24 protein-coding genes are annotated in these 25,515 nt (G+C 60.9%); 17 read left to right on the top strand and 7 right to left on the bottom strand.

Features of this window, described 5'->3' with window-relative positions; translation table 11 throughout:
• The first annotated feature begins 37 nt into the window (after positions 1-37).
• The 8 genes from atpG to APH44_RS12445 all read left to right on the top strand — a co-directional run bounded on the left by atpG (position 38) and on the right by APH44_RS12445 (position 9,297).
• On the top strand, positions 38-898 hold the full coding sequence (gene atpG, locus APH44_RS12480) for a F0F1 ATP synthase subunit gamma (RefSeq protein ID WP_054893005.1): 861 nt from the start codon (positions 38-40) through the stop codon (positions 896-898).
• A gap of 27 nt (positions 899-925) precedes the next feature.
• On the top strand, positions 926-2,302 hold the full coding sequence (gene atpD, locus APH44_RS12475) for a F0F1 ATP synthase subunit beta (RefSeq protein WP_054893004.1): 1,377 nt from the start codon (positions 926-928) through the stop codon (positions 2,300-2,302).
• A gap of 44 nt (positions 2,303-2,346) precedes the next feature.
• Positions 2,347-2,766, top strand: coding sequence for a F0F1 ATP synthase subunit epsilon (locus APH44_RS12470; RefSeq protein WP_054893003.1), 420 nt, complete (start codon positions 2,347-2,349; stop codon positions 2,764-2,766).
• 121 nt (positions 2,767-2,887) lie between these two features.
• Positions 2,888-4,255: a bifunctional UDP-N-acetylglucosamine diphosphorylase/glucosamine-1-phosphate N-acetyltransferase GlmU gene (gene glmU / locus APH44_RS12465; RefSeq protein ID WP_054893002.1), complete on the top strand. Its 1,368-nt coding sequence runs from the start codon at positions 2,888-2,890 to the stop codon at positions 4,253-4,255.
• 179 nt (positions 4,256-4,434) lie between these two features.
• Positions 4,435-5,211: a DeoR/GlpR family DNA-binding transcription regulator gene (locus APH44_RS12460; RefSeq protein WP_054893001.1), complete on the top strand. Its 777-nt coding sequence runs from the start codon at positions 4,435-4,437 to the stop codon at positions 5,209-5,211.
• A gap of 2 nt (positions 5,212-5,213) precedes the next feature.
• Complete coding sequence (gene glmS, locus APH44_RS12455) at positions 5,214-7,049, top strand: glutamine--fructose-6-phosphate transaminase (isomerizing) (protein WP_054893000.1); 1,836 nt, start codon at positions 5,214-5,216, stop codon at positions 7,047-7,049.
• A 356-nt stretch (positions 7,050-7,405) separates the two neighbouring features.
• Positions 7,406-8,350 carry a LysR family transcriptional regulator gene (locus tag APH44_RS12450; RefSeq protein ID WP_054892999.1) on the top strand — a complete coding sequence of 315 codons (945 nt, stop codon included), beginning with the start codon at positions 7,406-7,408 and terminating at the stop codon, positions 8,348-8,350.
• A 296-nt stretch (positions 8,351-8,646) separates the two neighbouring features.
• Positions 8,647-9,297 (top strand): hydrolase, encoded by a 651-nt coding sequence (locus APH44_RS12445; protein ID WP_054893038.1) that lies wholly within the window; start codon positions 8,647-8,649, stop codon positions 9,295-9,297.
• Positions 9,298-9,393: 96 nt separating this feature from the next.
• Here APH44_RS12445 and APH44_RS12440 read toward each other — a convergent pair whose 3' ends face one another.
• Positions 9,394-10,770: an amino acid permease gene (locus tag APH44_RS12440; protein WP_054892998.1), complete on the bottom strand. Its 1,377-nt coding sequence runs from the start codon at positions 10,768-10,770 to the stop codon at positions 9,394-9,396.
• A 482-nt stretch (positions 10,771-11,252) separates the two neighbouring features.
• Here APH44_RS12440 and hcnA point away from each other — a divergent pair, with 482 nt between their 5' ends.
• From hcnA to hcnC, 3 genes are read left to right on the top strand one after another with little or no spacing between them, the layout of a single operon-like run.
• The gene (gene hcnA / locus APH44_RS12435) at positions 11,253-11,567 is read left to right on the top strand and encodes a cyanide-forming glycine dehydrogenase subunit HcnA (protein ID WP_054892997.1); all 315 of its coding nucleotides are present in this window, start codon (positions 11,253-11,255) and stop codon (positions 11,565-11,567) included.
• Positions 11,564-12,958, top strand: a complete 1,395-nt coding sequence (gene hcnB / locus APH44_RS12430) for a cyanide-forming glycine dehydrogenase subunit HcnB (protein WP_054892996.1) — start codon at positions 11,564-11,566, stop codon at positions 12,956-12,958. Before hcnA ends, hcnB begins: the two co-directional genes overlap by 4 nt.
• Before the next feature lie 2 nt (positions 12,959-12,960).
• On the top strand, positions 12,961-14,211 hold the full coding sequence (gene hcnC / locus APH44_RS12425; protein ID WP_054892995.1) for a cyanide-forming glycine dehydrogenase subunit HcnC: 1,251 nt from the start codon (positions 12,961-12,963) through the stop codon (positions 14,209-14,211).
• Between the two features lie 193 nt (positions 14,212-14,404).
• Here the strand turns inward: hcnC and lpdA are convergent, their stop codons facing one another.
• Entirely contained in the window at positions 14,405-15,805 is a 1,401-nt protein-coding gene (lpdA, locus tag APH44_RS12420) for a dihydrolipoyl dehydrogenase (protein ID WP_054892994.1), read from the bottom strand.
• A gap of 205 nt (positions 15,806-16,010) precedes the next feature.
• Between lpdA and cfaB the strand changes: the two genes are divergently transcribed.
• A complete protein-coding gene (gene cfaB / locus APH44_RS12415; protein WP_054892993.1) occupies positions 16,011-17,195 on the top strand; it encodes a C17 cyclopropane fatty acid synthase CfaB in 1,185 nt (394 codons plus the stop codon).
• A gap of 40 nt (positions 17,196-17,235) precedes the next feature.
• Here the strand turns inward: cfaB and cls are convergent, their stop codons facing one another.
• Positions 17,236-18,675 (bottom strand): cardiolipin synthase, encoded by a 1,440-nt coding sequence (cls, locus tag APH44_RS12410; RefSeq protein ID WP_054892992.1) that lies wholly within the window; start codon positions 18,673-18,675, stop codon positions 17,236-17,238.
• Between the two features lie 130 nt (positions 18,676-18,805).
• Between cls and APH44_RS12405 the strand changes: the two genes are divergently transcribed.
• Positions 18,806-19,336, top strand: a complete 531-nt coding sequence (locus APH44_RS12405; RefSeq protein ID WP_054892991.1) for a DUF3617 domain-containing protein — start codon at positions 18,806-18,808, stop codon at positions 19,334-19,336.
• 4 nt (positions 19,337-19,340) lie between these two features.
• Here the strand turns inward: APH44_RS12405 and folE2 are convergent, their stop codons facing one another.
• Both folE2 and APH44_RS12395 read right to left on the bottom strand, forming a co-directional pair.
• Entirely contained in the window at positions 19,341-20,228 is an 888-nt protein-coding gene (gene folE2, locus APH44_RS12400) for a GTP cyclohydrolase FolE2 (RefSeq protein ID WP_054892990.1), read from the bottom strand.
• A 25-nt stretch (positions 20,229-20,253) separates the two neighbouring features.
• Entirely contained in the window at positions 20,254-20,637 is a 384-nt protein-coding gene (locus APH44_RS12395) for a hypothetical protein (RefSeq protein ID WP_054892989.1), read from the bottom strand.
• 113 nt (positions 20,638-20,750) lie between these two features.
• Between APH44_RS12395 and zigA the strand changes: the two genes are divergently transcribed.
• The 3 genes from zigA (at position 20,751) to APH44_RS12380 (ending at position 23,634) form a co-directional block, all read left to right on the top strand.
• Positions 20,751-21,959: a zinc metallochaperone GTPase ZigA gene (gene zigA, locus APH44_RS12390; RefSeq protein ID WP_054892988.1), complete on the top strand. Its 1,209-nt coding sequence runs from the start codon at positions 20,751-20,753 to the stop codon at positions 21,957-21,959.
• Positions 21,956-22,588 (top strand): DUF1826 domain-containing protein, encoded by a 633-nt coding sequence (locus APH44_RS12385; RefSeq protein ID WP_054892987.1) that lies wholly within the window; start codon positions 21,956-21,958, stop codon positions 22,586-22,588. Before zigA ends, APH44_RS12385 begins: the two co-directional genes overlap by 4 nt.
• A 74-nt stretch (positions 22,589-22,662) precedes the next feature.
• The gene (locus APH44_RS12380) at positions 22,663-23,634 is read left to right on the top strand and encodes a CobW-like GTP-binding protein (RefSeq protein ID WP_054892986.1); all 972 of its coding nucleotides are present in this window, start codon (positions 22,663-22,665) and stop codon (positions 23,632-23,634) included.
• On the opposite strand, the gene APH44_RS12375 is transcribed toward APH44_RS12380, so the two are convergent.
• Positions 23,635-24,027, bottom strand: coding sequence for a DUF3301 domain-containing protein (locus tag APH44_RS12375; RefSeq protein WP_054892985.1), 393 nt, complete (start codon positions 24,025-24,027; stop codon positions 23,635-23,637).
• 120 nt (positions 24,028-24,147) lie between these two features.
• Between APH44_RS12375 and pdxY the strand changes: the two genes are divergently transcribed.
• Positions 24,148-25,020: a pyridoxal kinase PdxY gene (pdxY, locus tag APH44_RS12370; protein WP_054892984.1), complete on the top strand. Its 873-nt coding sequence runs from the start codon at positions 24,148-24,150 to the stop codon at positions 25,018-25,020.
• A 1-nt stretch (position 25,021) separates the two neighbouring features.
• Here the strand turns inward: pdxY and APH44_RS12365 are convergent, their stop codons facing one another.
• Positions 25,022-25,501: an acyl-CoA thioesterase gene (locus APH44_RS12365; protein WP_054892983.1), complete on the bottom strand. Its 480-nt coding sequence runs from the start codon at positions 25,499-25,501 to the stop codon at positions 25,022-25,024.
• Between the last annotated feature and the right edge of the window lie 14 nt (positions 25,502-25,515).

The raw sequence follows: 25,515 nt of genomic DNA, 5'->3' as shown, positions 1-25,515 counted from the left end.
GGCTCCGGCCCCCGCTTGCTAACCTGATAGGTGATACATGGCAGGCGCAAAAGAGATTCGCAGTAAGATTGCGAGCATCAAAAGCACGCAAAAAATTACCAGCGCCATGGAGAAAGTGGCGGTCAGCAAAATGCGCAAAGCACAAATGCGCATGGCTGCTAGCCGTCCTTACGCGGAGCGTATCCGCCAGGTGATCGGTCATCTGGCCAACGCCAACCCGGAATACCGCCACCCGTTCATGATCGAGCGCCCTGTAAAGCGCGCCGGTTATATCGTGGTGAGCAGTGACCGTGGTCTGTGCGGTGGCTTGAATACCAACCTGTTCAAGGCCCTGGTCAAGGACATGAGCGTAAACCGCGAACAGGGCGTGGAAATCGACCTGTGCGTGATCGGCAGCAAGGGTGCGACTTTCTTCCGCATCTTTGGCGGCAACGTCGTAGCCGCGATCAGCCACCTGGGCGAAGAGCCATCGATCAACGATCTGATCGGCTCCGTCAAAGTGATGCTGGACGCCTACCTCGATGGCCGTATCGATCGCCTCTCGGTGGTTTCGAACAAGTTCATCAACACCATGACCCAAAAACCGACGGTCGAGCAATTGGTACCGTTGGTGGCAACCCCGGATCAGGATCTCAAGCATCACTGGGATTACCTGTACGAACCCGACGCAAAAGAGCTGCTGGACGGCTTGATGGTGCGTTACGTGGAGTCGCAGGTATACCAGGCGGTGGTCGAGAACAACGCTGCTGAACAAGCGGCCCGGATGATCGCCATGAAGAACGCCACAGACAACGCCGGTGATTTGATCAAAGAGCTGCAATTGATCTACAACAAGGCGCGTCAGGCTGCGATCACCCAGGAGATCTCGGAAATCGTCGGCGGCGCTGCCGCGGTTTAACGGTTCAAAAATTCAGAGGATCCAGCTATGAGTAGCGGACGTATCGTTCAAATCATCGGCGCCGTCATCGACGTGGAATTCCCACGTGACGTCGTGCCGAGTGTTTACAACGCGCTGAAAGTACAAGGCGCGGAAACCACCCTGGAAGTTCAGCAGCAGCTGGGTGACGGCGTGGTTCGTACCATTGCGATGGGCTCGACCGAAGGCCTGAAGCGCGGTCTGGACGTCGTCGATACCGGCGCGGCCATCTCCGTTCCAGTGGGTAAGGCCACTCTGGGCCGTATCATGGACGTCCTCGGCAACCCGATCGACGAAGCCGGCCCGATCGGCGAAGAAGAGCGTCGTGGTATCCACCAGCCAGCGCCTTCGTTCGCTGACCAGGCAGGCGGCAACGACCTGCTGGAAACCGGCATCAAGGTTATCGACCTGGTTTGCCCGTTCGCCAAGGGTGGTAAGGTTGGTCTGTTCGGTGGTGCCGGTGTCGGCAAGACCGTAAACATGATGGAACTGATCCGTAACATCGCCATGGAACACAGCGGTTACTCCGTGTTCGCTGGTGTGGGTGAGCGTACTCGTGAGGGTAACGACTTCTACCACGAGATGAAGGACTCCAACGTTCTCGACAAGGTAGCGCTGGTCTACGGTCAGATGAACGAGCCACCAGGAAACCGTCTGCGCGTTGCGCTGACCGGCCTGACCATGGCTGAGAAGTTCCGTGACGAAGGTAACGACGTTCTGCTGTTCGTCGACAACATCTATCGTTACACCCTGGCCGGTACCGAAGTATCCGCACTGCTGGGCCGTATGCCTTCGGCAGTAGGTTACCAGCCGACCCTGGCTGAAGAGATGGGCGTTCTGCAAGAGCGCATCACTTCGACCAAAGAAGGTTCGATCACCTCCGTTCAGGCCGTATACGTACCTGCGGACGACCTGACCGACCCGTCGCCAGCGACCACCTTCGCCCACTTGGACGCCACCGTCGTTCTGTCCCGTGACATCGCCTCCCTGGGTATCTACCCAGCGGTCGACCCACTGGACTCGACTTCGCGCCAGCTGGACCCGAACGTGATCGGCACCGAGCACTACGAGACCGCTCGTGGCGTTCAGTATGTTCTGCAGCGCTACAAAGAGCTGAAGGACATCATCGCGATCCTGGGTATGGACGAACTGTCCGAAGCCGACAAGCAACTGGTTGCCCGCGCTCGTAAGATCCAGCGCTTCCTGTCGCAGCCGTTCTTCGTGGCCGAAGTCTTCACCGGCTCGCCAGGCAAGTACGTTTCGCTCAAGGACACTATCGCTGGCTTCAGCGGCATCCTCAAAGGTGACTACGACCACCTGCCAGAACAAGCGTTCTACATGGTCGGCAGCATCGACGAAGCGATCGAGAAAGCCAAGAAACTGTAATCCCGGCGCCCCGAAAGGGGCGCTAATCAGGTTGAGGCAAGCAGATGGCTATGACAGTCCATTGCGACATCGTCAGCGCAGAGGGAGAGATCTTCTCCGGCCTGGTCGAGATGGTAGTAGCGCACGGCAACCTGGGCGATCTGGGTATCGCTCCAGGCCACGCGCCGCTGATCACCAATCTCAAGCCGGGTCCGATCACGCTGACCAAGCAGGGTGGCACTCAAGAGGTGTTCTACATCTCCGGTGGCTTCCTCGAAGTGCAGCCGAACATGGTCAAGGTTCTTGCCGACACCGTGCAACGTGCTGCCGACCTGGACGAAGCTCAGGCTCAGGAAGCCCTCAAGGCTGCCGAGAACGCGCTGAACACTAAGGGCTCGGACTTCGACTACGGCGCTGCTGCCGCACGTCTGGCCGAGGCTGCAGCTCAGCTGCGTACTGTCCAGCAATTGCGCAAGGGCAAGTGATCCGGTCCTACCGGTAACCTGCGTTGCGATTGAGTTAAAGGGTAGCCTCGGCTACCCTTTTTCTTTCCCGAATTTTCCCCTTCGGTCACATCCCTGACCGCCCAGGATTGGTAGCCAGTCAATGTCACTCGATATCGTTATTCTCGCCGCAGGCCAAGGCACCCGCATGCGCTCTTCGCTGCCCAAGGTACTGCATCCGGTCGCCGGTAACTCCATGCTTGGCCATGTTATCCACAGCGCGCGACAGTTGCAGCCGAAGGGTATCCATGTGGTCATCGGCCATGGTGCAGAGCTGGTACGTGAACGCCTGGCGGCTGACGATCTGAATTTCGTCATGCAGGACAAGCAGCTTGGCACCGGCCATGCCGTCGCCCAGGCACTGCCGGCGATCACTGCCGATACTGTGCTGGTGCTCTATGGCGACGTGCCGTTGATCGAGGTGGGGACGCTCGAGCGGCTTCTGGCCAAGGTCAATGAACAGCAACTCGGCCTGCTGACCGTCACCCTGCAGGATCCAACCGGTTACGGCCGCATCGTGCGTGATGCCCAAGGCCGGGTAGCGGCCATCGTCGAGCACAAGGACGCCAGTGAAGCACAGCGGGCGATCAATGAAGGCAACACGGGCATCCTCGCGATGCCGGCCGCGCGGCTGGCAGACTGGATGGGGCGTCTGTCCAACAACAACGCCCAGGGCGAGTACTACCTCACCGACGTGATTGCCATGGCAGTGGCCGATGGCCTGGTGGTTGCCACCGAGCAGCCGCATGACGCCATGGAAGTGCAGGGCGCCAACGACCGCCTGCAATTGTCAGAGCTCGAGCGTCACTACCAGTTGCGCGAGGGACGCCGACTGATGGCCCAGGGCGTGACTCTGCGTGATCCCGCGCGTTTCGATGTGCGTGGCGAGGTGATCGTAGGGCGCGATGTGCTGATCGACATCAACGTCATCCTCGAAGGCAAGGTGATCATCGAAGACGATGTGCAGATCGGCCCTAACTGCGTGATCAAGAACAGCACCCTGCGCAAGGGCGCGGTGGTCAAGGCCAACAGCCATCTCGAAGGTGCGGTGATGGGCGAGGGCAGCGATGCCGGCCCGTTCGCTCGTCTGCGCCCAGGCAGCGTATTGGAGGCCAAGGCCCATGTGGGTAACTTCGTCGAGCTGAAGAACGCCCATCTGGGCGAGGGCGCCAAGGCCGGTCACCTGACGTATCTGGGCGACGCCGAGATCGGTGCGCGCACCAACATTGGCGCGGGTACCATCACCTGCAACTACGATGGCGCGAACAAGTTCAAGACCGTGCTGGGCGAAGATGTGTTCATCGGTTCGAACAACTCGCTGGTCGCACCTGTGGAAATCAAGGGCGGCGCTACCACGGCTGCTGGCTCGACCATCAATCAGTCTGTCGAAGCTGGCCAGCTGGCCGTTGCTCGCGCACGCCAACGCAATATCGATGGCTGGAAACGGCCGGAGAAGATCAAGAAGAGCTGAGTTATCCACAGATGTTTCGATCGAAAGCCGACTTATGTGAATAAGTCGGCTTTTTTATTGCCGGACAAGCCCGCTACACAGGGAACAGCGTTCTCAGTAAATCTATCCGCCGCTTGACGAATCCTTCATCTTAGGTTTTGATTGCAACCATTATCTTTCGAATCGAAACTTATCTGCACATGTCGAAACGAAACACCCCCCAACGTCGCCACAATATTCTGGCCTTGCTCGCCGAGCAGGGCGAGGTAAGCGTGGACGCCCTGGCCAAGCGTTTCGAAACCTCGGAAGTGACCATTCGCAAGGATCTCGCCGCGCTTGAAGCCAATGGCTTGTTATTGCGTCGTTACGGCGGTGCGGTACCGGTGCCGCAGGAGATGCTGGGTGAGGCCGCTCAGCCGGTTTCCAGCTACAAGAAAGCCATCGCCCGCGCAGCTGTCGGACGCATCCGCGAACATGCACGCATCATCATCGACAGCGGCAGTACCACAGCAGCGATGATCCCTGAGCTCGGGCGCCAGCCCGGCTTGGTCGTGATGACCAACTCCTTGAACGTAGCCCGAGCCATCAGCGAGCTCGAGCACGAGCCGGTGCTGCTGATGACCGGCGGTACCTGGGACCCGCACTCCGAGTCGTTCCAGGGTCAGGTCGCCGAGCAGGTACTACGCTCATACGATTTCGACCAGTTGTTCATTGGTGCCGACGGCATCGACCTGAATCGCGGCACCACCACCTTCAACGAACTGCTCGGCCTGAGCCGGGTGATGGCGGAAGTGGCCCGCGAAGTGATCGTGATGGTCGAGTCGGACAAGGTCGGGCGCAAGATCCCCAACCTCGAGCTGCCCTGGAGCAGCGTTACCACCCTTATTACAGATGATCGCCTGCCCAAAGCGGCACGCGAACAGATTCAAGCCCGCGGCATCAACCTGATCTGCGCCGCGATCAGCCAGGAGCAATGACCATGTGTGGAATCGTCGGTGCAGTCGCCGAGCGCAACATCACCTCCATCCTTATCGAAGGCCTCAAGCGCCTGGAGTACCGTGGCTACGACAGCGCGGGCCTGGCGGTAGTCACCCAGCAGGGCGAGCTCGATCGTCGTCGCCGCATCGGCAAGGTGAGCGAGCTGGAAGCCGCAGTGGCTGCCGAGCCGCTCAACGGTCACCTGGGCATCGCCCACACCCGTTGGGCCACCCACGGCGCGCCGACCGAGCACAATGCCCACCCGCACTTCTCCGGCCAGGAAGTGGCCGTGGTGCACAACGGCATCATCGAGAACCACGAAGAACTGCGTGAAGAGCTCAAGGGCCTGGGCTACGTATTCACCTCGCAGACCGACACCGAGGTGATCGTCCACCTGATCCACCACACCCTCAAGAGCATTCCCGACCTGACCGACGCGTTCAAGGCGGTGGTCAAGCGCCTGCATGGTGCCTACGGTCTGTCGGTGATCAGCGTCAAGCAGCCGGACCGTCTGGTTGCTGCGCGCAGCGGCAGCCCGCTGGTGATCGGTCTGGGTCATGGCGAGAACTTCCTGGCCTCCGACCAGCTCGCGCTGCGTCAGGTCACCGACCGCTTCATGTACCTTGAGGAAGGCGATATCGCCGAAATCCGCCGCGACCAGGTGAACATCTGGGATCAGGCCGGCAGCAAGGTCCAGCGCGAAACCGTGCAGTACCACGAAGGCGCCGAGGCTGCCGACAAGGGCACCTATCGCCACTTCATGCTCAAGGAAATCCACGAGCAGCCTTCCGTGGTACAGCGCACCCTCGAAGGTCGCCTGGCCGGCGACCACGTCATGGTCCAGGCCTTCGGCCCGCAAGCAGCGGATCTGTTCGCCAAGGTGCGCAATGTACAGATCGTCGCCTGCGGCACCAGCTATCACGCCGGCATGGTCGCGCGTTACTGGCTGGAAAGCCTGGCCGGCATCCCCTGCCAGGTCGAGGTCGCCAGCGAATTCCGCTACCGCAAGGTGGTGGTGCAGCCAGACACCCTGTTCGTATCCATCTCCCAGTCCGGTGAAACCGCCGACACCCTGGCCGCGCTGCGTAACGCCAAGGAGCTGGGCTTCCTGGGCAGCCTGGCGATCTGCAACGTTGGCATCAGCTCGCTGGTACGTGAATCCGACCTGACCCTGCTGACGCTGGCCGGCCCGGAAATCGGCGTTGCTTCGACCAAGGCCTTCACCACCCAGCTGGTCTCGCTGATGCTGCTGACCCTGGCCCTGGGCCAGGTACGCGGCAGCCTCGAAGCGGGCGTCGAAGCCGAGCTGGTCGAAGAACTGCGCCGTCTGCCCGCGCGTCTGGGCGAAGCCCTGGCGATGGACAGCGTGGTCGAGAAGACCGCCGAACTGTTCGCCGACAAACACCACACCCTGTTCCTCGGCCGTGGTGCCCAGTATCCGGTGGCGATGGAAGGCGCGCTCAAGCTCAAGGAGATTTCCTACATTCACGCCGAAGCCTATCCGGCAGGTGAGCTCAAGCACGGCCCGCTGGCGCTGGTCGATGCCGACATGCCGGTGGTTACCGTCGCGCCGAACAACGAGCTGCTGGAAAAGCTCAAGTCGAACCTGCAGGAGGTCCGTGCCCGTGGCGGCGAGCTGGTGGTGTTCGCCGACGAGAACGCCGGCATGAGCAATGGTGAAGGCACCCATGTGATCAAGGTGCCGCACATCATCGATGCCCTGGCGCCGATCCTGTACACCATTCCGCTGCAGCTGCTGTCGTACTACGTGGCCGTGCTCAAGGGCACTGACGTTGACCAACCGCGTAACCTGGCGAAGTCGGTGACGGTGGAGTAAACGGCTGCGCTGAGCAGACGGGTGGTTTCGCGACTTAAAACTGTCGCTGATGAAGGGAGCCTTAACCGGCTCCCTTTTTCGTTGCACTTTTCCTTTCAGCTGTGCGCCCACAGCAACCCTGTGTCGATACTCATCCATGCCTCCCCAAATCCAACCTGATGAGTCGCTCGCCTCGTACCTCAGGCATAACCTGAACCTCTAAAGGCTTGCGAGTAACATGGGGCCTTCGAGAGGCTTCAAATATTGTCACAGACGTCGCGAATTCAGGCTTTGCTGCTGCGTGCGGTAGATCGCGATGCAAGCCCGCTCCCACAACGGTGGATGATCGTACTTTTCGTACAAAACCTAAGGCAACTATGAATCGACTTCCTGATTTAGAAGCGTGGGCAATATTTGCAAAGGTCGCGGAAACTGGCTCGTTTGCCCGTGCGGCGCTTGACCTGTCGTTGTCGCAGGCAACGGTATCGAAAGCTGTTTCTCGGCTGGAAGCGCGCACCAAAACTACTCTGTTCCATCGCACCTCGCGACGCATCTCTCTGACGGAGAGCGGCTCATCCGCCCTGGAAACTGCCGCTCGCATTCTGGAGGAGGGGAAAGCGCTCGAAGCATTGGTGATGGAGAAGTCCACCACCCTGCAAGGGCGCATCCGAGTGGCGGCGCCGATGTCTTTCGGGATTCCGCGCTTGGCGCCGATGTTGCCTGAGTTTATGGCGGCTCACCCTGACGTCACGCTGGATGTGCAGTTCGATGATCAGAAGGTTGATTTGATTGAAGGGCGCTTTGACCTGGCGATCCGTATCTCGAGCATGGAGAGTTCAAGCCTGCTGGCGCGTCGCATCTGCCAGGTACGGGTCCTGCTCGTGGGGGCCCCGAGCTATTTTGAGCGTTATGGTCGCCCCCAGCATCCCCATGACCTGGCAAATCATCGAGCGTTGCAGTACAGCAATTCGAGAAACGGTGAGAGCTGGCGTTTCCGACACGATCAACAGGGTGAATACACCCAGCAGGTGCGTGCTCAACTCCACGCCAATAACGCAGAGGCATTGTCGCCCGCATTGTTGGCAGGCCAGGGCTTGGCATTGCAGGCGGAGTTTCTGGTGTGGAATGAGTTGCAGTCAGGTCAGCTTGAGGTGGCGATGCCGGAATGGCGGGTCGATCCCATTGAATTGCACATCGTGACACCCCCAGGGCGCAGGCGGCCGGCGCGCGTGCAGGCGCTGATCAGCTACTTCGCCGAGCGCATGGCAAGGGAACCCTGGGTGCATGGTGCCGGGGGGATGGAGCCGTCTTTCGACAGTTGATGGTTCGAGCAAAGGCGGGCAGTCGATGGCCTCCTGGCACACAGGAGGTGTTTGAGATATCAAAATCAGAAAGGATGAGATTCCATAATTTCTATTTTAAATCCAATAGAGCGATTTTAAACTTTCGGCATCAGAGTTCAGTGCCATCTTCTTGCGGCTTCGTGAACTTTTGATAGACCGTCTTTCGACGGCTCAAAATACGCGCGATGCGTGATTGATCTTTCTTATTGGAGATTAAAATGAAGTTACGGCAATTATTGGCTGCCCTGGTGATGGGGGCGGCTTCGGTTTCTGCGATGGCGTCTGGACCTGGTTCGAAACTGCTGACGCCGGAAAACTCGGCCATCATTCTGATCGACCATCAACCGCAGATGTATTTCGGCGTTGAGAGTGAAAGCCGAAATGAAGTAATGAATAGTGTCGCTGCTCTGGCTGAAACAGCCAGTGCTTTCAAGGTGCCCACTGTACTGACGTCGATCTCGGCCTCGACGTTTGCGGGGCCTCTTGATCCGAACATCACTGCTGTCTTCCCGGATACCCCTATCATTGACCGCACCATCATGAACGCATGGGAAGACCAGGACCTGGTGAATGCGGTGAAGAAAACGGGCCGTAAAAAGCTGGTAATGGCCGGCCTTTGGACTGAAGTATGCCTGACCCTGCCGGTGCTGAGTGCGCTGGAAGAAGGTTACGAAGTGTACATCGTGGTAGATGCTTCGGGGGGCTCGAGCAAGCAGGCACATGACGCCGCTGTTCAGCGTATGGTGCAGGCAGGGGCTCAGCCTGTGACGTGGATGCAAGTGTTGTATGAATACCAGCGCGATTGGTCGCGTCAGGGCACTTACGAAGCGGTGACCAACATTGCACAAAAACACGGTGGTGCACATGGCCTGGGTATCTTCTATGCCAAGTCCATGTTCAAAGCTCAGGAAGGCAAGAAGAAGTAACATCTTCTGAAATTTGAGCCTGATGTGAACTATAGAATGTCGGAGGCAAGTTTGGTTGCCTCCGATTTCTATTTATTTAAAAGTTAAGTGTTCGATTCAAGTCCGCGCCAGCTCCCGCACTTCGCCACCCCGGCGCTTGCGCACCATGAAGTACGCCGCCACGATCACCAGCAAGGTCACCAGCACCAGCCAGAATTGAAAACGCGTCGCGGGGTCGATCGCCTGTGTTGCCAGCACCGACACCAGCGCCAGCAGCGCAATGACGTTGGTCAGCGGGAAGCCCCAGGCCCTGAATGACGTTGGGTCCACCACCTCATGCCGGGTTTTCAGGCGCATGCCGACGTGGGCGAAAATGATGAAGATCCAGACGAAGATGATGAACGCGCCGGTACTCCTGGCCAGGGTCAGGAAGAGATCGCCGCCGCTGATGAAGTGCAAGGTCAGAATCGTCACGCAAATGCAGAACGCCAGCGCCAGTGCATTGATCGGAACGCCCTTGGCGTTAGTCCGGGCGAACAGCGCTGGTGCATGTCCGCGCTGGCTGAGCGAGAACAGCATGCGCGAGTTGGAGAACATGAACGAGTTCATCACCGACATGAACGACACGAACAACACCAGTTTCATTGCCACCGCCGCGCCCTTGAAACCGGCGAGGGTGAACAGCGCGACGTAGGGCGAGGCGAGGTTGGCCTTGTCGATCCAGGGCAGGCAGAGCACCAGGATCGACACGGAACCGACATAGAACAGCATCACCCGCACGATCACGCTCTTGATCGCGCGGATCACGTTCCGGCGCGGGTTCTCCGATTCACCGGCAGCTACAGCGGCAATTTCGCTGCCGCCCAGCGAGAAGATCGCCACGATCACCCCGGCCATCACTGGCGACAGGCCGTTGGGCATGAAGCCGCCATGGTCGGTGAGGTTGACCAGGCCGGGAGCGGGGATGTTTTCCTGCCAGCCCAGCAGGATGGAGGCGCCGAGCAGCATGAAGATAAGGATGGTGACCACCTTCAGCGCCGCCAGCCAGTACTCCACTTCGGCGAACGAACGCACCGAGTAGGCGTTGCTGGCGATCAGCGTCACCAGCATGATGAAGGCGCCGATCCAGATCGGCAGCCAGGGCATGAAATCGTTGAGGATCGCGCCCAGCAACACGGCTTCAAGGGTGATGGTCATCATCGACTTGAGCCAGTACAGCCAGCCCACGGTGAAGCCCGCCCAGTTGCCGAGGTAGGTGTTGGCGTAGGTCGAGAAGGAGCCGGCGTCAGGATTGCGCGAGGCCATCTCGCCGAGCATGAACATCACCAGGGTGACGATGATGCCGCCGATCACGTAGGACAGAATCGCGGCTGGGCCGGCCGAGGCGATCAGGCTGCCGGAGCCGACGAACAACCCGGCGCCGATCACACCGCCAAGCGCGATCATGGTGATATGCCGCTGCTTGAGGCTTTGCTTCAATCCGTTGTCTTGCATGTCCAGACTTCTCTTATTATTGGAAGAAACCGGCGCGTCCTGCGAGCGGCAAGTGCTCGCGGATCTACCTGCACGGGCGGCGCCATCAATCGAGGTCTTGCTTCAGGCAATGCCTATCCGAGCCGACACCTTGGGCAAAGCGGCGCGTCATCTCAAACGAATTCTGCGCACAACATCCTGCGGATTTTTCCTGAGGTCAGTTTCGACGCCGATGCGCTTGAGACGATCAATGAATAACTTGTGCTACCCGGAAGCGTCGTGGCGAAGGGGTTTGCATAGCATGTTCCTCAAAGGCATGGGTGGCTAACCTGGGCGATGCGCAGTATGGATTTCCCTACCTCGACGGGTACTGCATCAGAAAAAATCAGGTCATACGCTGACAAAATCCTAGGAAGCTTCCTTCAATTCCTACGGCTTAGGTCAATATCTCCTCACAGTGCTTTGGCGTACCGTCGAGTCCTCTTCAAACAAGGACGAAGCCCATGCAATCACTGGAGCGAGTGCTCGACATACAGCCTGTCGTGCAGGCTGACATCACCTTTCAGATCAATGGCCAGACGGTGCAGGCCGCACAAGGCGAGACGGTACTCAGCGTGCTCAATGCCGTTGGCCTGCGTCAGCTGGCGCGCAACGACCACGGTCAGCCAGCTGGCGCCTTCTGTGGTATGGGCGTTTGCCATTGCTGCCTGGTGGCGATAGACGGGCGGCCCAAGCGCCGAGCCTGCCAGACCGTGGTTCGGCAGGGGATGCGGGTGGAGACCGAGGTCAATCGCCTGGCCCTGGAGGTGCAGTCATGAGTCTGCGACCGGTGATAGTGGGAGGCGGCTCGGCGGGCATGGCGGCGGCGATCGAGTTGGCCGAGCATGGCGTCGACTGCCTGCTGTTCGACGAAGCCTCGCGGCCGGGTGGCGTGGTCTATCGCGGGCCGCTGCGTGCCGGTGTCGACCTCGGTTACCTCGGCGCACGCTACAGCAAGGCCCTGCACACGCTGCACGAAGACTTCGCCAGCAGCGCCGAACACATCGACTTGCGCCTGAACAGCCGTGTGGTTGGCGGCGATCATGAGCGCCTGATGGTGCTGGATGCCGACGAGCAACTGCATGAGATCGACTATTCCCATCTGCTGTTGTCGGCCGGCTGCCACGAGCGCAATGTGCCATTCCCCGGCTGGACACTGCCTGGCGTGATGCTGCTGGGCGGGCTGCAGTTGCAGGTCAAGAGCGGTGTGGTCAAGCCGCTGGGCAGCACCTTGATCGCAGGTACTGGCCCGCTGCTGCCACTGGTGGCCTGCCAACTGCATGCGGCTGGCGCCAAGGTTGCCGGCGTCTACGAGGCCTGCGCCTTCAACCGTATCGCCAAGGAAAGCCTGGCGCTGCTGAACAAACCGCAGCTGTTTCTCGACGGCCTCAGCATGCTGGCGTACATGAAGCTCAACGGTATTGCGATGCACTATGGCTGGGGTGTGGTCAGCGCCAGTGGTGAAGGTGAACTGCGCGAAGTCAGCCTTGCGCCCTATGGCCAGGATTGGAAAGCCGACATGAGTCGGGTGCGGCGCGAGCCGGTGGACACCTTGGCGGTCGGTTATGGATTTATCCCGCGCACCCAGCTCAGTCAACAGTTGGGGCTGGCGCACGGGTTCAGCGACGACGGCTACCTGCGCGCGACATGCAATGTCTGGCAGCAGAGCAGCCAGGCGCATATCCATCTGGCCGGCGACATGGGCGGTATCCGTGGTGGCGAGGCAGCTATGCTGACCGGGCGCATCGCTGCGGTGTCGATCCTGCAGCAACGTGGCGTGCTCGACGCCGCACAGGCCATCGAGCGGCGCGAGCAGTACTTGGGCAAGCTGGCCGCGATCACGCGGTTCAGGGCGGGTGTCGAGCGCTATACCCAACGTGGCGCAGCGCAAATCGAGCTGCCGCAGGCCGACACGGTGATCTGCCGCTGCGAGCACGTCACCCGTAGCGATATCGACCTGGCGCTTGAGCAAGGCGTGCAGGACATGGCCAGCCTGAAGATGCGCACCCGGGTGAGCATGGGCGACTGCCAGGGGCGCATGTGTGTGGGCTACTGCAGCGATCGCCTGCGCGCCAGCACCGGGCGAGCGGATGTCGGCTGGCTGCGACCGCGTTTCCCGATCGACCCCATCCCATTTTCCGCATTCCAGCACCTGGCCACGGAGGCCTGAGCATGAACAAGACCTATGACATCGTCATTGCCGGCGGTGGGGTGATCGGCGCCTCCTGTGCCTATCAGTTGTCCAAGCGCAAGGGGCTGAAAATCGCCCTGATCGACAGCAAGCGCCCGGGCAATGCGACACGTGCCTCGGCTGGCGGCCTGTGGGCCATCGGCGAGTCGGTAGGCCTGGGGTGTGGCGTGATCTTCTTTCGCATGATGTCCTCGCGCAACAAACGCGAGGCCCATGGCGCAGCGGTGGCGGTGGATTCGAGCACGCCGCATATCCTGCCGCAGTGCTTCTTCGATCTGGCACTGCAATCCAACGCGCTTTATCCACAGCTGCACCAGGAATTGATCGAGCGCCATGGCATGGACTTCAAGTTCGAGCGCACCGGATTGAAGTACATCATCCAGGACGATGAGGACCAGCTGTACGCCGAGCACATCGTCGCGCAGATCCCGCACCTGGCGGACCAGGTGCGCTGGCTGGATCGCCAGGCACTGCGCGAGCGCGAGCCCGCGGTGACCCTGCAGGCCAAGGGGGCGCTGGAGTTCCTCTGCGATCACCAGGTCAGCCCGTTCCGTCTGGGCGACGCCTACCTGGAAGCTGCGCGCCAGAACGGCGTCGATCTGTATCTGAACACCAACATCACCGATGTGCTGCAGGTGAACTCGCAGATCAAGGGTGTGCGCACTGCCGAGGCTGGGGTTTTCCATTGTCACACCTTGCTCAATGCCGCTGGGGCTTGGGCGGGCGAGCTCAGTGAGTGGGCCACCGGTACTTCGATTCCGGTCAAGCCGGTGAAGGGCCAGATCGTTCTCACCGAACGTTTGCCCAAGCTGCTCGAGGGCTGCCTGACCACCAGTGATTGCTACATGGCGCAAAAGGATAATGGCGAGGTACTGATTGGCAGCACGACGGAAGACAAGGGGTTCGATGTCAGCACTACCTTCCCCGAAATTGCCGGGTTGGTTCAGGGGGCGGTGCGTTGTGTGCCGGAGCTGGCGCAGGTGAGCCTGAAGCGTACCTGGGCGGGGCTACGTCCCGGGTCGCCGGACGAACTGCCTATTCTTGGCCCTGTGGATGAGGTGACTGGCTACTTCAACGCCTGTGGACATTTCCGCACAGGGATTCTCACCTCGGCAATCACCGGCGTGCTGCTGGACAAGGTTATCCACAATGAGCCGCTGCCGCTGGATATCACACCGTTCCTGGCGAGACGTTTCGGGCGGGCTGTGGATAAGAACTGGGCGGTGGGGTAGGGCATGGGGGGCCGCTCCTGCAGGCTTGGTAGCCGCTGCAGGAGCAACTGTCTTGTCCAAAATCTAGGGTCAGCCCAATCCCCTGTGGGAGCGGGTTTACCCGCGAACACGGGCCTAGCCCGTGCCAGGCAGCGCGGTGTCCTTTTCGCGGGTAAACCCGCTCCCACAGGGGCCTGCGCTGGTTTTGTTGGACTTAGATCTGCATCGCCATCCCTTCCACGTTCATCGCTGCCTGGCGTAAGGCTTCGGAGCGAGTCGGGTGTGGGTGGCAGGTCAGGGCGATATCCTCGGCCGACGCGCTGAACTCCATGGCCACGCAAAACTCGCCGATCATCTCGCTGACGCTCGGCCCGACCAGATGCACACCTAGCACCTCGTCGGTCTCGGCATCGGCCAGCACCTTGGCGAAGCCTTCGGTCTCATGGTTGATCTTGGCGCGGCTGTTGGCGGTGAAGGGGAACTTGCCGACCTTGTAGGCACGGCCCTCTGCCTTGAGCTGCTCTTCGGTCTTGCCAACGCTGGCCAGTTCCGGTCGTGTATAGATGACGCCGGGGATCAGGTTGTAGTTGACCTCATGGGCCTTACCGGCAATACGCTCGATGCACGACACCGCTTCGTCTTCGGCCTTGTGCGCGAGCATCGGGCCGGAGGTGACGTCGCCGATCACCCAGATGCCGGGCACTTGGGAGCGGTGGTGGTCATTGGCGAGCATGCCGCGTTTGTCGGTCTGCAGGCCGACGCTCTCCAGGTTCAGGCCCTGGGTGTACGGGCGGCGGCCGATGGCGACCAGCACATAGTCGGCCTCCAGGGTTTGCGCATCGCCGCCGGCGGCAGGCTCAAGCGTCAGGCTGACGCTGCTCGCCGAAGGCGTGGCCTGGGTCACCTTGCTGCCGAGCTTGAAGCTCATGCCCTGCTTGGCCAGGGCTTTTTGCAGGGTCCTGGCGGTTTCCTCGTCGGTGCCGGGGCAGATGCGGTCGAGGTATTCGATCACGGTCACCTCGGCCCCCAGGCGACGCCAGACCGAACCCAGTTCAAGGCCGATCACGCCTGCGCCGATGACCACCAGGTGCTTGGGGACCTGCGGCAGCGCCAAGGCGCCAGTGGAGTCGATGATACGTTGGTTATCGATATTCACCCCTGGCAGCGGGGTTGGCTCGGAGCCGGTGGCGATCACGATATCTTTGGCCTGAAGAGTGGTTTCGCTGCCATCCTCGGCCTTGACGATGACCTTGCCGACACCGTCGAGGCGGCCCCAGCCCTTGACCCAGTCGACCTTGTTCTTGCGGAACAGGTACTCGATACCCTTGGTCAAGCCGCTCACGCTTTCGTCTTTCTGCTTCATCATCTGCGCCAGGTTCAGCGTCGGCTTGACCTCGATGCCCAGGTGCGCGAACTCGCTGCCGCTGGCCGCTTCGTACAGCTCGGAGGCGTGCAGCAGCGCCTTGGAGGGCATGCAGCCGACGTTCAGGCAGGTGCCGCCGAGAGTCGAACGTCCTTCGACGCAGGCCACGCTCAGGCCCAACTGACCGGCACGGATGGCCGCGTTATAGCCGCCAGGGCCGCCACCGATGATCACCACATCATAGGATTTCATGGGATTCAGTCCAGGGAAGAAGAATGCGCGAGAGGGGCACAAGGTTAGTCGCTGAATGGAGGATTGTATACAATCTGTTGATCGCGGCATGGCCGATAGCGTTGGACTATGGTCGCTATAAAAGGAAACTTCCAATGAATGAACTACCCTGATCCGGTGACGCTCGAATTCTTGTACGGCGTCCGTAATTGAAAGGGGGTCTTTCATGCTTGCGCAACTTCCACCTGCGTTGCAGAGCCTGCACTTGCCTTTACGTCTTAAGCTGTGGGACGGCAACCAGTTCGATCTAGGGCCTAGCCCGCAGGTCACCCTCCTGGTCAAGGAGCCTCAGTTGATCAGTCAGCTGACGCACCCGAGCATGGATGAACTGGGCACAGCCTTTGTCGAGGGCAAGCTTGAACTCGAGGGGAACATTGGCGAAGTCATCCGCGTTTGCGACGAGCTCAGCGAGGCTTTGCTCAAAGACGATGAAGATGTAGTCCCGGTGCGCACCTCGCACGACAAGAAAACCGACGCCGAAGCCATTTCCTACCATTACGACCTGTCCAACGAGTTCTACCAACTGTGGCTCGATCCGGACATGGCTTATTCCTGCGCCTACTTCAAGGAGCCGGACAACACCCTAGCCCAGGCCCAGCAAGACAAGTTCGACCATCTGTGTCGCAAGCTGCGGCTGCAGGCCGGCGATTACTTGCTGGACGTCGGCTGCGGTTGGGGCGGCCTGGCGCGTTTTGCCGCACGCGAATATGGCGCCAAGGTGTTCGGCATCACCCTGAGCAAGGAGCAATTGACGCTGGGGCGCCAGCGGGTCAAGGATGAGGGGCTGGCCGACAAGGTCGACCTGCAGATTCTCGACTACCGCGACCTGCCCCAGGATGGCCGTTTCGACAAGGCGGTCAGCGTCGGCATGTTCGAGCACGTCGGCCATGCCAACCTCGAACTGTACTGCCAGCGACTGTTCGGCGCCGTGCGTGAGGGCGGTCTGGTGATGAACCATGGCATCACCGCCAAGCATGTGGATGGTCGGCCGGTTGGGCGAGGTGCTGGGGATTTCATCGATCGTTATGTATTCCCGCACGGCGAGCTGCCGCACATCTCGATGATTACCGCGCGTATCTGCGAGGCAGGGCTGGAGGTGGTAGACGTGGAAAGCCTGCGTCTGCACTACGCCAAGACCCTCAATCACTGGAGCGAAAACCTCGAGAACCAGCTGCATCGCGCTGCGGCGCTGGTGCCGGAGAAGACGCTGCGGATCTGGCGGCTGTACCTGGCCGGATGCGCCTATGCCTTCACCAAGGGCTGGATCAATCTGCATCAGATTCTTGCAGTGAAGCCGTATGCGGATGGCCACCACGACCTGCCGTGGACGCGAGAGGATCTCTATCGTTGATCAAGACGGGGCCGTCTTTGCGGCCCCGCTTCTTTTCCGGCTACAGAATCGGTGAAATCAAGCGCGCGATGCGCATCCCCAGCTGCTGCAGCCGATGAGTGTCACGGCTGTCTTCGGCGGTTATCTCCCGCGATTGCTCGAAGTCGCACAGCAGCATGGCCTCGACCTGATCGGCAAAGGCGCGGTCGATGGTCAGCAAGGTGATCTCGAAATTCAGCCGGAACGAGCGATTGTCCATGTTGGCGCTGCCGATAGCGCTGACATCATCGTCCACCAGGATCACCTTCTGATGCACGAAGCCCGGCTGATAACGGAATATGCGCACCCCGGCCCGCACAGCTTCGAAGGCGAACAGGCTGGAGGCGGCATAGACGATCTTGTGGTCGGGCCGTGACGGAATCAGTATCCGCACATCGACGCCGCGCAGCACTGCCAGGCGCAGTGCCGCGAAGACGGCTTCGTCTGGAATGAAGTAGGGGCTGGTGATCCAGATACGCCGTGTTGCCGACTGAATCGCTTCGACGAAGAACAGTTGGCAGGTCTCCTGTGGATCCGCCGGGCCGCTGGCAAGCACCTGACACAGTACGCCATCTTCTGGATAGGCATCGGGCAGGATCAGCGGTGGCAGCTCACGGGTGGCCCAATACCAGTCTTCGGCGAACGACTCCTGCAGACAGGCCAGCACCGGTCCGCTGACTTGCACGTGGGTATCGCGCCAGGGTGACAGGCGTGGATTGCCGCCCAGGTACTCATCACCGACGTTGTGCCCACCGACGAAACCCTGGAGCCCGTCAACCACGACAATCTTGCGGTGGTTGCGGAAGTTGACCTGGAAGCGGTTGAACCACCCACGGCGCGAGGAGAAGGCCTGGATCTGTACACCGCCCTCGCGCAGCACCTGGCTGTAGCGCGCCGGCAGGGCATGGCTGCCGACCTGATCGAACAATACGTAAACCCTTACACCTTCGGCGGCCTTACGCAGGAGCAGTTGTTGCAGCTCCTGGCCGATGGCGTCGTCGTGGATGATGAAGAACTGCACCAGCACCGTGTCCCGCGCCTCGCCGATGGCCGCGAAGATCGCGTCAAAGGTCGCAGTGCCATCGATCAGCAATTTCACCTGGTTGTTGGCCAGGCAGGGCATGCGACCAAGCTTGGGCATGGCACGCAGTGCCGCGTAGCTTTCCGACTCCCGGGCGGTCAGGGCTTCCTCCACCCAGGGGCGCCAGTTGAGGTCGGCCATCGCCACGTGCATCTCCTGGTTGGCTTGGCGCCGCGCCTGGATGTAGGCGTAAAAGGAGCGGGCGCCAAAGATCAGATAGGGCACCAGGGTCAGGTAGGGAATGAAGAACAGTGACATTGCCCAGGCGATTGCGCCCTGTGCGGTACGCACGGTGAACACCGCATGCAGCGCAGCGATGATGCCCAGGAAGTGAATCAGTCCGAGCAGGTAACCGAAGAAGTAGGGGCTGTGGTAATCCATACGCATCCTGCATTCCAAGAGCACTGCCGCCTAACAGAGCATGTTCCCGGGGCCACTTGCAACCCGCGGGCGAAAAAGACGTCTAAGGCTCTGTCCGGCCTGTAGCCGGTATTTCGAGGAGCACTGATCCATGAAGATTCGTCTGCCACTGATTGCCCTGGCACTGGGCCTGGGCAGCCCGCTGCTGGCGCAAGCGCAGATGCTGCAACCCGGTCTTTGGGAGTTGACCACCAGCAACATGCAGGTCGACGGCAAGCCATTGCCCGACATGGCATTCATGCTCGGCCAACTGAAGAACCTGCCGCCGGAGCAGCGCGCCATGATGGAGGGTGCCTTGGCCAAGCAAGGCATTACCGTGGGGGGCAATGGAGTGCGCTCGTGCCTGACGCCAGAGCAGGTGGCTACCAATGATATTCCGCTGCAGGATCCGCAGTCGGGTTGCACGCAGAAGATCACCGACCGTCAAGGCAACGTCTGGAAGTTCCAGTTCAGTTGCCCCAAAGCCCAAGGCACCGGTCAGGCAACCTTCCTCAGTGATCGCGAATTCACCACCCAGGTCAGCGGCACCTTCAATGCCTCGGGCGTTCAGCAGCAGGGCAGCATGAACACCCGGGCGGTGTGGCTGGGTAATGATTGCGGGAACGTACGTCCACGCAGCTAGCGCCTCACCATTGCCACTGGCTGGCAGCCACTGCGTCGTGGGCATGCAGGCTTTCTGCATGTTCCACGCGCAGATCGAAGCCGGTGGCCCATTCCAATTCGCGCAGCGCCAGGTGCAGGCGACGCGCAGCATCTTCACAGAACATCAGGTTCTGACCATTGGCCAGGGCGAACGCCTGTTCGTCGGCTCTTTTCACGGCCGTCTGCACGGCGGTACCCAATGCGTTTTCCACGGTATCGATCAGCGCGTTGAGCGGAAGCGTTTGCAGGTTGTCCCGCAGACGCACCTTGATGAAGGCCTGGCTGCGCTGGCTGTGGGGCGTCGCAACGATACCTGCACTGCTGCCCAGCCATTGCAGGATGGCCTGTGGATCGAGCGTCTGGTTGGCGAAGTCCGTGAGAAACTGCTGTTGGATGAGCTGGCGCGCCAGCGCAGCGGAGCATGGGCAGGTGGATGAATAGGGGATTTCCACGTGTTGTTCCACGTGGAACATTTCGTTTTCGATGCGTGCATCAAGGGTGATCGGGTAGCGCTTCCAGCCCTCCAATGGGCTGACAAGCGCTGGACGCTTGAGCAGATAGTCGAATTTCAGGCGCAGGTAGGCGCTGGACGAAAGCCCTTCATGGCTGTCGAGAAAGCGGGCCAGGAGCTGGCGTAAGGCCAAGGGCGTCAGCTCGGTGTGCTCCAGTACCTCCAGCGCGAGGTACAAGCGCGACATATGAATGCCGCGCGATTCGCCGTCATCCAGGCTCACGCCGGCATCAGCCCAGGCGCTCAGGCGGTGCCCGTTCAGTTGCACAGGCAGGGCGATACCGCGCATACCGACCCAATCCAGGGATTGGAGCTTGTGGCTTGTTTGCGCGGCGATGTCGGGAAGCATCAGGCTGGTCATCGATAGAGTCCATGAAGAAGGGGCTTCAGCGGCAACCTCCGATCAAGCTGCAGTGCAGGTTGAAACGTTGGCCGCTTGAGCTGGATACGCGGTTCAGGGTGGTCCAGCCGACGCGCCGGCTGTAGCCCACCCAGGCTTCGCCGTCGCTGGCCAGGCCGGTGAAAAAGGTCATCTGTCCATAGCGGCTGTTGGTCTGCGCCCAGAGTCGTCGACTGTTGCTGTCATACCCGCGCAGATGAAAGTCTCGGCCCTCAGTTCGCACACTGTAGTAGCTGCCTTTGCCGTCTCCGCAGGCCAACAGCGTGGCGCTGCGGGTGCACAACGCCAGGCCGGGCTGTGGGATCGCAGCGTAGAGCGGGATGGGCACGGCGAGTGCCAGCAGCAATAGGGCGAGGTTCGAGTGCTTCATGTCCATCCTCTCGAGCAGCCGTTCGACAGACGCGGCTTGGCGAAATTGTATTGTTATATTATAACGTTGTGCAATGCATCGTTTCGAATGCGCTTTGCCCGATGAGGTTCACCATGACCAACCGTCTTCCCGTTACCGTGCTGTCCGGCTTCCTCGGGGCCGGCAAGAGCACGCTGCTCAACCATGTCCTGCGCAACCGTGAAAACCTGCGGGTTGCGGTGATCGTCAACGACATGAGCGAAATCAATATCGATGCCAGCGAGGTACAGCGTAATGTGAGCCTCAATCGCGCCGAAGAAAAGCTCGTCGAGATGAGCAATGGCTGCATCTGCTGCACCCTGCGCGAAGACCTGCTCGAGGAAGTGGCCCGGCTCGCCGACGAAGGCCGCTTCGATTACCTGCTGATCGAATCCACCGGTATTTCCGAACCACTGCCGGTGGCCGAAACCTTCACCTTCCGCGACGAACAGGGCCGCAGCCTCTCCGACATGGCGCGCCTGGATACCATGGTCACGGTGGTCGACGGCCTCAACTTCCTGCGGGATTACCAGGCGGCGGACAGCCTGGCCAGTCGTGGCGAAACCCTGGGTGAGCAGGACGAACGCTCCATCAGCGACTTGCTGATCGAGCAGATCGAATTCGCCGACGTGTTGCTGCTGAGCAAGATCGACCTCATCAGTCAGCACGAACGCGAGGAACTGACCGCGATCCTGCGCAGCCTCAACGCCCGTGCCCAGATCGTGCCAATGGTGATGGGCCAGGTGCCGCTGGAGCGTATTCTCGATACCGGGCTGTTCGACTTCGAGCAAGCGTCCCAGGCGCCGGGATGGTTGCAGGAACTGCGCGGCGAGCATGTGCCGGAAACCGAGGAGTACGGCATCGCCTCGACCACCTGGCAGGCACGCAGGCCGTTTCATCCACAGCGCTTTTTCGACTTTATCCACAACAGCTGGAGCAATGGTCGGCTGCTGCGTTCGAAAGGATTTTTCTGGTTGGCCAGCAAGTACCAGGAAGCGGGCAGTTGGTCGCAGGCAGGCGGCATGATGCGTCATGGGCTGGCGGGTCGCTGGTGGCGTTTCGTGCCGCGTGAGCAGTGGCCGCAAGATGAAGAGAACCTCGAAGCGATCCTCAAGCAGTGGACGGTCGATTCGGGCGACTGTCGCCAGGAGCTGGTGTTTATCGGTCAGAACATCGACTTCGCACAGTTATCCACAGAGCTTGAAGCGTGTCTGCTGACGGACGAGGAGATGGAACTCGGACCGATGGCCTGGTTGCGCCTGAATGATCCGTTCGGCCCTTGGTATGAAGAGGCGGCAGCATGAAGGCGGCACCTCGGCTTGTGGATATCCGCCAGGCGTTCGGCGAGTCGCCGCAGGTGATGACAGAAATCCTGCAGGATGGCGTCAACCTGGCCGTGTGGCAGCGACGCTTACCGGCGCAGGTCGAGGACTTCGCGGCCCTGCTGCTCAATCTTGGCCAGCCGATGTCAGATGAGCGTGTGATGGAGGTGGATGAGCGTGAACCACCGGTGTTGCATCGCTTGCTGCCCGAGGCGGCGGATCTGCACGGTTACGAAGGTTTTGTGGCTGACGTGTCGTGGTTGGTGGCGGCCTATACCTGCCTGCTGGGCGCGCGCCGTGTGGGCTTGCGGCTGAGGCTGCTCGACGGGGCGATGTGCCCGCGCTTTCATGTGGATCATGTCCCACTGCGTCTGCTGACCACCTATGCGGGCGCCGGCAGTGAGTGGTTGGAAGAAGGCGACATCGACCGCAGCCGCTTGCAGCTGGCCGAAGCACCTGTGGATAACATTCGGCGCTTGCAGGCAGGGGACGTGGCCTTGCTCAAGGGCGAGAAGTGGTTGGGTAACGAGGGGGCGGGGCTGGTGCACCGCTCGCCGCCGACGCCGCCGGGAGAGAAGCGGCTGTTGTTGAGTCTTGATTGGTTGGGGTGAGGGCTTTTCCTCCGTAAAGGCAACGAACCTGCATCCACGATAGACTGGCATCACGTCCACCTAGATTCCGAGCCATGTTGCAGCACATTCCCACCTACGTCATCGCCGGCCCACTGGGCGCAGGCAAGACCAGCCTGATTCGTCACCTGCTCGGTCAGCGCCCGGAAAACGAGCGCTGGGCGGTGCTGGTCAATGAGTTCGGCCAGATCGGCCTCGACGCTGCGCTGCTCAGCACCGATGCGGCCGGCGTTGCCATTGGCGAGGTGGCAGGCGGTTGCTTGTGTTGTGTCAACGGGGCGCCATTCCAGGTCGGCCTGGGGCGTCTGCTGCGCAAGGCCAAGCCCGACAGGCTGTTCATCGAGCCTTCCGGCCTCGGTCATCCCGTGCAATTGCTGGAGCAGTTGAGGCGCGCGCCCTGGATTGGTGTGCTGGATGTCCAGCCCCTGCTGATGGTGCTGGATGCTGCTGCCCTGGCGCGGGGTGAACCGCTGCCCGATGCACAACAGCACGCAGTGGCGCAGGCGGGGTTGTTGATTTTCAACAAGTCAGAAGATGTGGATGATGCACAGCGTCTGTTGATAACTGCGTCGTTTGGCGAAATCAGGGCGGTGTGGACGAATCATGCTGCGCTTGCCCTGGATAACCTGCCCATTCTGTCCACAGAGCCTTTACCCTCAGCGGTTCTTTCCAGCCTGCCTGTGGACAGCGCACCCGTCAGCTTGGCTGCCCTGTGGACAGATCCGCGCCAACCCATCTGCCAGGCGCAGCAAGGTGAGGGGTGGAGTGTTGGCTGGCGCTGGCATCCGAGCCAGCGCTTCGATGAGGCTGCATTGCGTGGCGTGCTCGCGCAATGGGCGTGGCGGCGAGCCAAAGGGGTTATCCACAGCATTCAGGGTTGGCAATCATTCAATGGCCTGGAGCGCGGTGTGCCTGAGTGGCGTTCAAGCGAATGGCGCAGGGACTCGCGTATCGAGCTGATCTTCGATCAGCCCCAGCCGTTGCAGCCCCTTCAAGCAGCCATCGAGCACTGCCGCGTAAACGGCTGATCAGTTGCGCCAGCGGTTGTGCTCCTGGCGCCATTGCTGCATTTCGATGACGTTATCGGTGCGCGGCGGGGTCTTGATCTCGAACGGGTAGGGTGCCAGTTCGATCTGTACGGTATGGGCGCCGAACTGGGTCACGGTGCCGGGGTGACGCTGTTCGCCGGTAACGGTGAACTCGAAGGCATAGACCCGTGCCAGACGCTTGCGGCCATTGGCATCGCGTACGAAGGCGATGCGCTTGAGGGCCACGGCGTCGTCTAGCAGCTCCAGGTCGAGCTTCGCACAATGCTGCTTGACCCGTTCCAGCGCCTTCTCTCGCAAGCCATGGTTGTGCCACAGCCAGGCGCCAGCCGTCGCCAACAGCATCAGGACGAACAGGTTCTCCAGGGTCAACATTTGCATATGCTCCAGACAGGTGGCTTCAGCTTAACTGCGTGCCTGGCCTGTCGTACAGGTGGCTTTCGGGTTCATACTGATCGACTTTCACTTATCCACACAGCTTCGGAAGTCTCCTGCATGAAACGTACACCGCACTTGCTCGCGATCCAGTCCCATGTGGTCTTTGGCCATGCCGGAAACAGCGCCGCGGTGTTTCCCATGCAGCGCATCGGCGTCAATGTCTGGCCGCTCAACACTGTGCAGTTCTCCAACCACACTCAGTATGGCCAGTGGGCTGGCGAAGTGCTTGCTCCGGAGCAAATTCCTGCGTTGGTGGAAGGTATTTCCAATATCGGCGAGCTGGGCCATTGCGATGCAGTGCTGTCGGGTTACCTCGGCAGTGCCGAGCAGGGGCGGGCGATCCTGGCCGGCGTCGAACGGATCAAGGCGGTCAACCCGCGTGCGCTGTACCTGTGCGACCCGGTGATGGGGCACGCCGAGAAGGGCTGCATCGTGCCCCAGGAGGTCAGCGACTTCCTGCTTGAGCAGGCGGCGTCGGTCGCTGACATCCTCTGCCCGAACCAGCTCGAGCTCGACAGTTTCTGTGGTCGGCATGCGCAGTCGCTGGAAGATTGCGTGGCCATGGCGCGCAGCCTGCTGGCACGTGGGCCGCAGGCGGTACTGGTCAAGCACCTGGCCTACCCGGGGCGCGGCGAGGATGCTTTCGAGATGTTGCTGGTGACACGCGAGCAGAGCTGGCACCTGCGCCGCCCGCTTCTGGCGTTTCCGCGCCAGCCGGTTGGAGTCGGTGACCTGACCTCGGCGCTGTTCCTGGCGCGGGTACTGCTGGGCGATTCGTGGCTGCAGGCCTTCGAGTTCACCGCGGCGGCGGTGCACGAAGTGCTGCTGGAAACCCAGGCCTGCGCCAGCTACGAGTTGCAGCTGGTGCGGGCGCAGGACCGTATCGCCCATCCGCGGGTGCGGTTCGAGGCGCAGGTGCTGACGTTCTAGATCACTCGGTCTTCAGGTCCTGGTAGCGCTTCTCCAGCTCCTGGCGGATCTGGCGGCGCTGCTGGCCCTGCAGGAAGCGGCGCTTCTCTTCGCTGTTCTGTGGCTGACGTGGCGGCACCGCGACCGGGCGGCGATTGTCGTCGACCGCGACCATGGTGAAGAAGCAGCTGTTGGAGTGGCGAACGGAGCGCTCGCGGATGTTCTCGGTCACCACCTTGATGCCCACTTCCATGGACGTGTTGCCGGTGTAGTTGACCGAGGCGAGGAAGGTCACCAGTTCGCCGACGTGCACCGGCTCGCGGAAGATCACCTGGTCCACCGACAGGGTCACGACATAAGTACCGGCATAGCGGCTGGCGCAGGCATAGGCCACTTCGTCGAGGTATTTCAGCAGGGTGCCGCCATGTACGTTGCCCGAGAAGTTGGCCATGTCCGGCGTCATCAGGACGGTCATGCTCAGCTGGGCGTTTCCAGGTTCCATAGTGTGCTCACGGT

It is taken from the genome of Pseudomonas sp. NBRC 111143 (assembly GCF_001320965.1).
In the GTDB taxonomy this organism is placed as follows: Bacteria; Pseudomonadota; Gammaproteobacteria; order Pseudomonadales; family Pseudomonadaceae; genus Aquipseudomonas; species Aquipseudomonas machongensis.
Note: the sequence above shows the minus strand (reverse complement) of the source record. Positions and strands in the feature narration are given on the sequence as shown.

Excerpts from the sequence above, each read along its gene's own strand:
- atpG (WP_054893005.1), top strand. The coding sequence starts at position 38 with ATGGCAGGCGCAAAAGAGATTCGCAGTAAGATTGCGAGCATCAAAAGC.
- atpD (WP_054893004.1), top strand. The coding sequence starts at position 926 with ATGAGTAGCGGACGTATCGTTCAAATCATCGGCGCCGTCATCGACGTG.
- APH44_RS12470 (WP_054893003.1), top strand. The coding sequence starts at position 2,347 with ATGGCTATGACAGTCCATTGCGACATCGTCAGCGCAGAGGGAGAGATC.
- glmU (WP_054893002.1), top strand. The coding sequence starts at position 2,888 with ATGTCACTCGATATCGTTATTCTCGCCGCAGGCCAAGGCACCCGCATG.
- APH44_RS12460 (WP_054893001.1), top strand. The coding sequence starts at position 4,435 with ATGTCGAAACGAAACACCCCCCAACGTCGCCACAATATTCTGGCCTTG.
- glmS (WP_054893000.1), top strand. The coding sequence starts at position 5,214 with ATGTGTGGAATCGTCGGTGCAGTCGCCGAGCGCAACATCACCTCCATC.
- APH44_RS12450 (WP_054892999.1), top strand. The coding sequence starts at position 7,406 with ATGAATCGACTTCCTGATTTAGAAGCGTGGGCAATATTTGCAAAGGTC.
- APH44_RS12445 (WP_054893038.1), top strand. The coding sequence starts at position 8,647 with ATGGCGTCTGGACCTGGTTCGAAACTGCTGACGCCGGAAAACTCGGCC.
- APH44_RS12440 (WP_054892998.1), bottom strand. The coding sequence starts at position 10,770 with ATGCAAGACAACGGATTGAAGCAAAGCCTCAAGCAGCGGCATATCACC.
- hcnA (WP_054892997.1), top strand. The coding sequence starts at position 11,253 with ATGCAATCACTGGAGCGAGTGCTCGACATACAGCCTGTCGTGCAGGCT.
- hcnB (WP_054892996.1), top strand. The coding sequence starts at position 11,564 with ATGAGTCTGCGACCGGTGATAGTGGGAGGCGGCTCGGCGGGCATGGCG.
- hcnC (WP_054892995.1), top strand. The coding sequence starts at position 12,961 with ATGAACAAGACCTATGACATCGTCATTGCCGGCGGTGGGGTGATCGGC.
- lpdA (WP_054892994.1), bottom strand. The coding sequence starts at position 15,805 with ATGAAATCCTATGATGTGGTGATCATCGGTGGCGGCCCTGGCGGCTAT.
- cfaB (WP_054892993.1), top strand. The coding sequence starts at position 16,011 with ATGCTTGCGCAACTTCCACCTGCGTTGCAGAGCCTGCACTTGCCTTTA.
- cls (WP_054892992.1), bottom strand. The coding sequence starts at position 18,675 with ATGGATTACCACAGCCCCTACTTCTTCGGTTACCTGCTCGGACTGATT.
- APH44_RS12405 (WP_054892991.1), top strand. The coding sequence starts at position 18,806 with ATGAAGATTCGTCTGCCACTGATTGCCCTGGCACTGGGCCTGGGCAGC.
- folE2 (WP_054892990.1), bottom strand. The coding sequence starts at position 20,228 with ATGACCAGCCTGATGCTTCCCGACATCGCCGCGCAAACAAGCCACAAG.
- APH44_RS12395 (WP_054892989.1), bottom strand. The coding sequence starts at position 20,637 with ATGAAGCACTCGAACCTCGCCCTATTGCTGCTGGCACTCGCCGTGCCC.
- zigA (WP_054892988.1), top strand. The coding sequence starts at position 20,751 with ATGACCAACCGTCTTCCCGTTACCGTGCTGTCCGGCTTCCTCGGGGCC.
- APH44_RS12385 (WP_054892987.1), top strand. The coding sequence starts at position 21,956 with ATGAAGGCGGCACCTCGGCTTGTGGATATCCGCCAGGCGTTCGGCGAG.
- APH44_RS12380 (WP_054892986.1), top strand. The coding sequence starts at position 22,663 with ATGTTGCAGCACATTCCCACCTACGTCATCGCCGGCCCACTGGGCGCA.
- APH44_RS12375 (WP_054892985.1), bottom strand. The coding sequence starts at position 24,027 with ATGTTGACCCTGGAGAACCTGTTCGTCCTGATGCTGTTGGCGACGGCT.
- pdxY (WP_054892984.1), top strand. The coding sequence starts at position 24,148 with ATGAAACGTACACCGCACTTGCTCGCGATCCAGTCCCATGTGGTCTTT.
- APH44_RS12365 (WP_054892983.1), bottom strand. The coding sequence starts at position 25,501 with ATGGAACCTGGAAACGCCCAGCTGAGCATGACCGTCCTGATGACGCCG.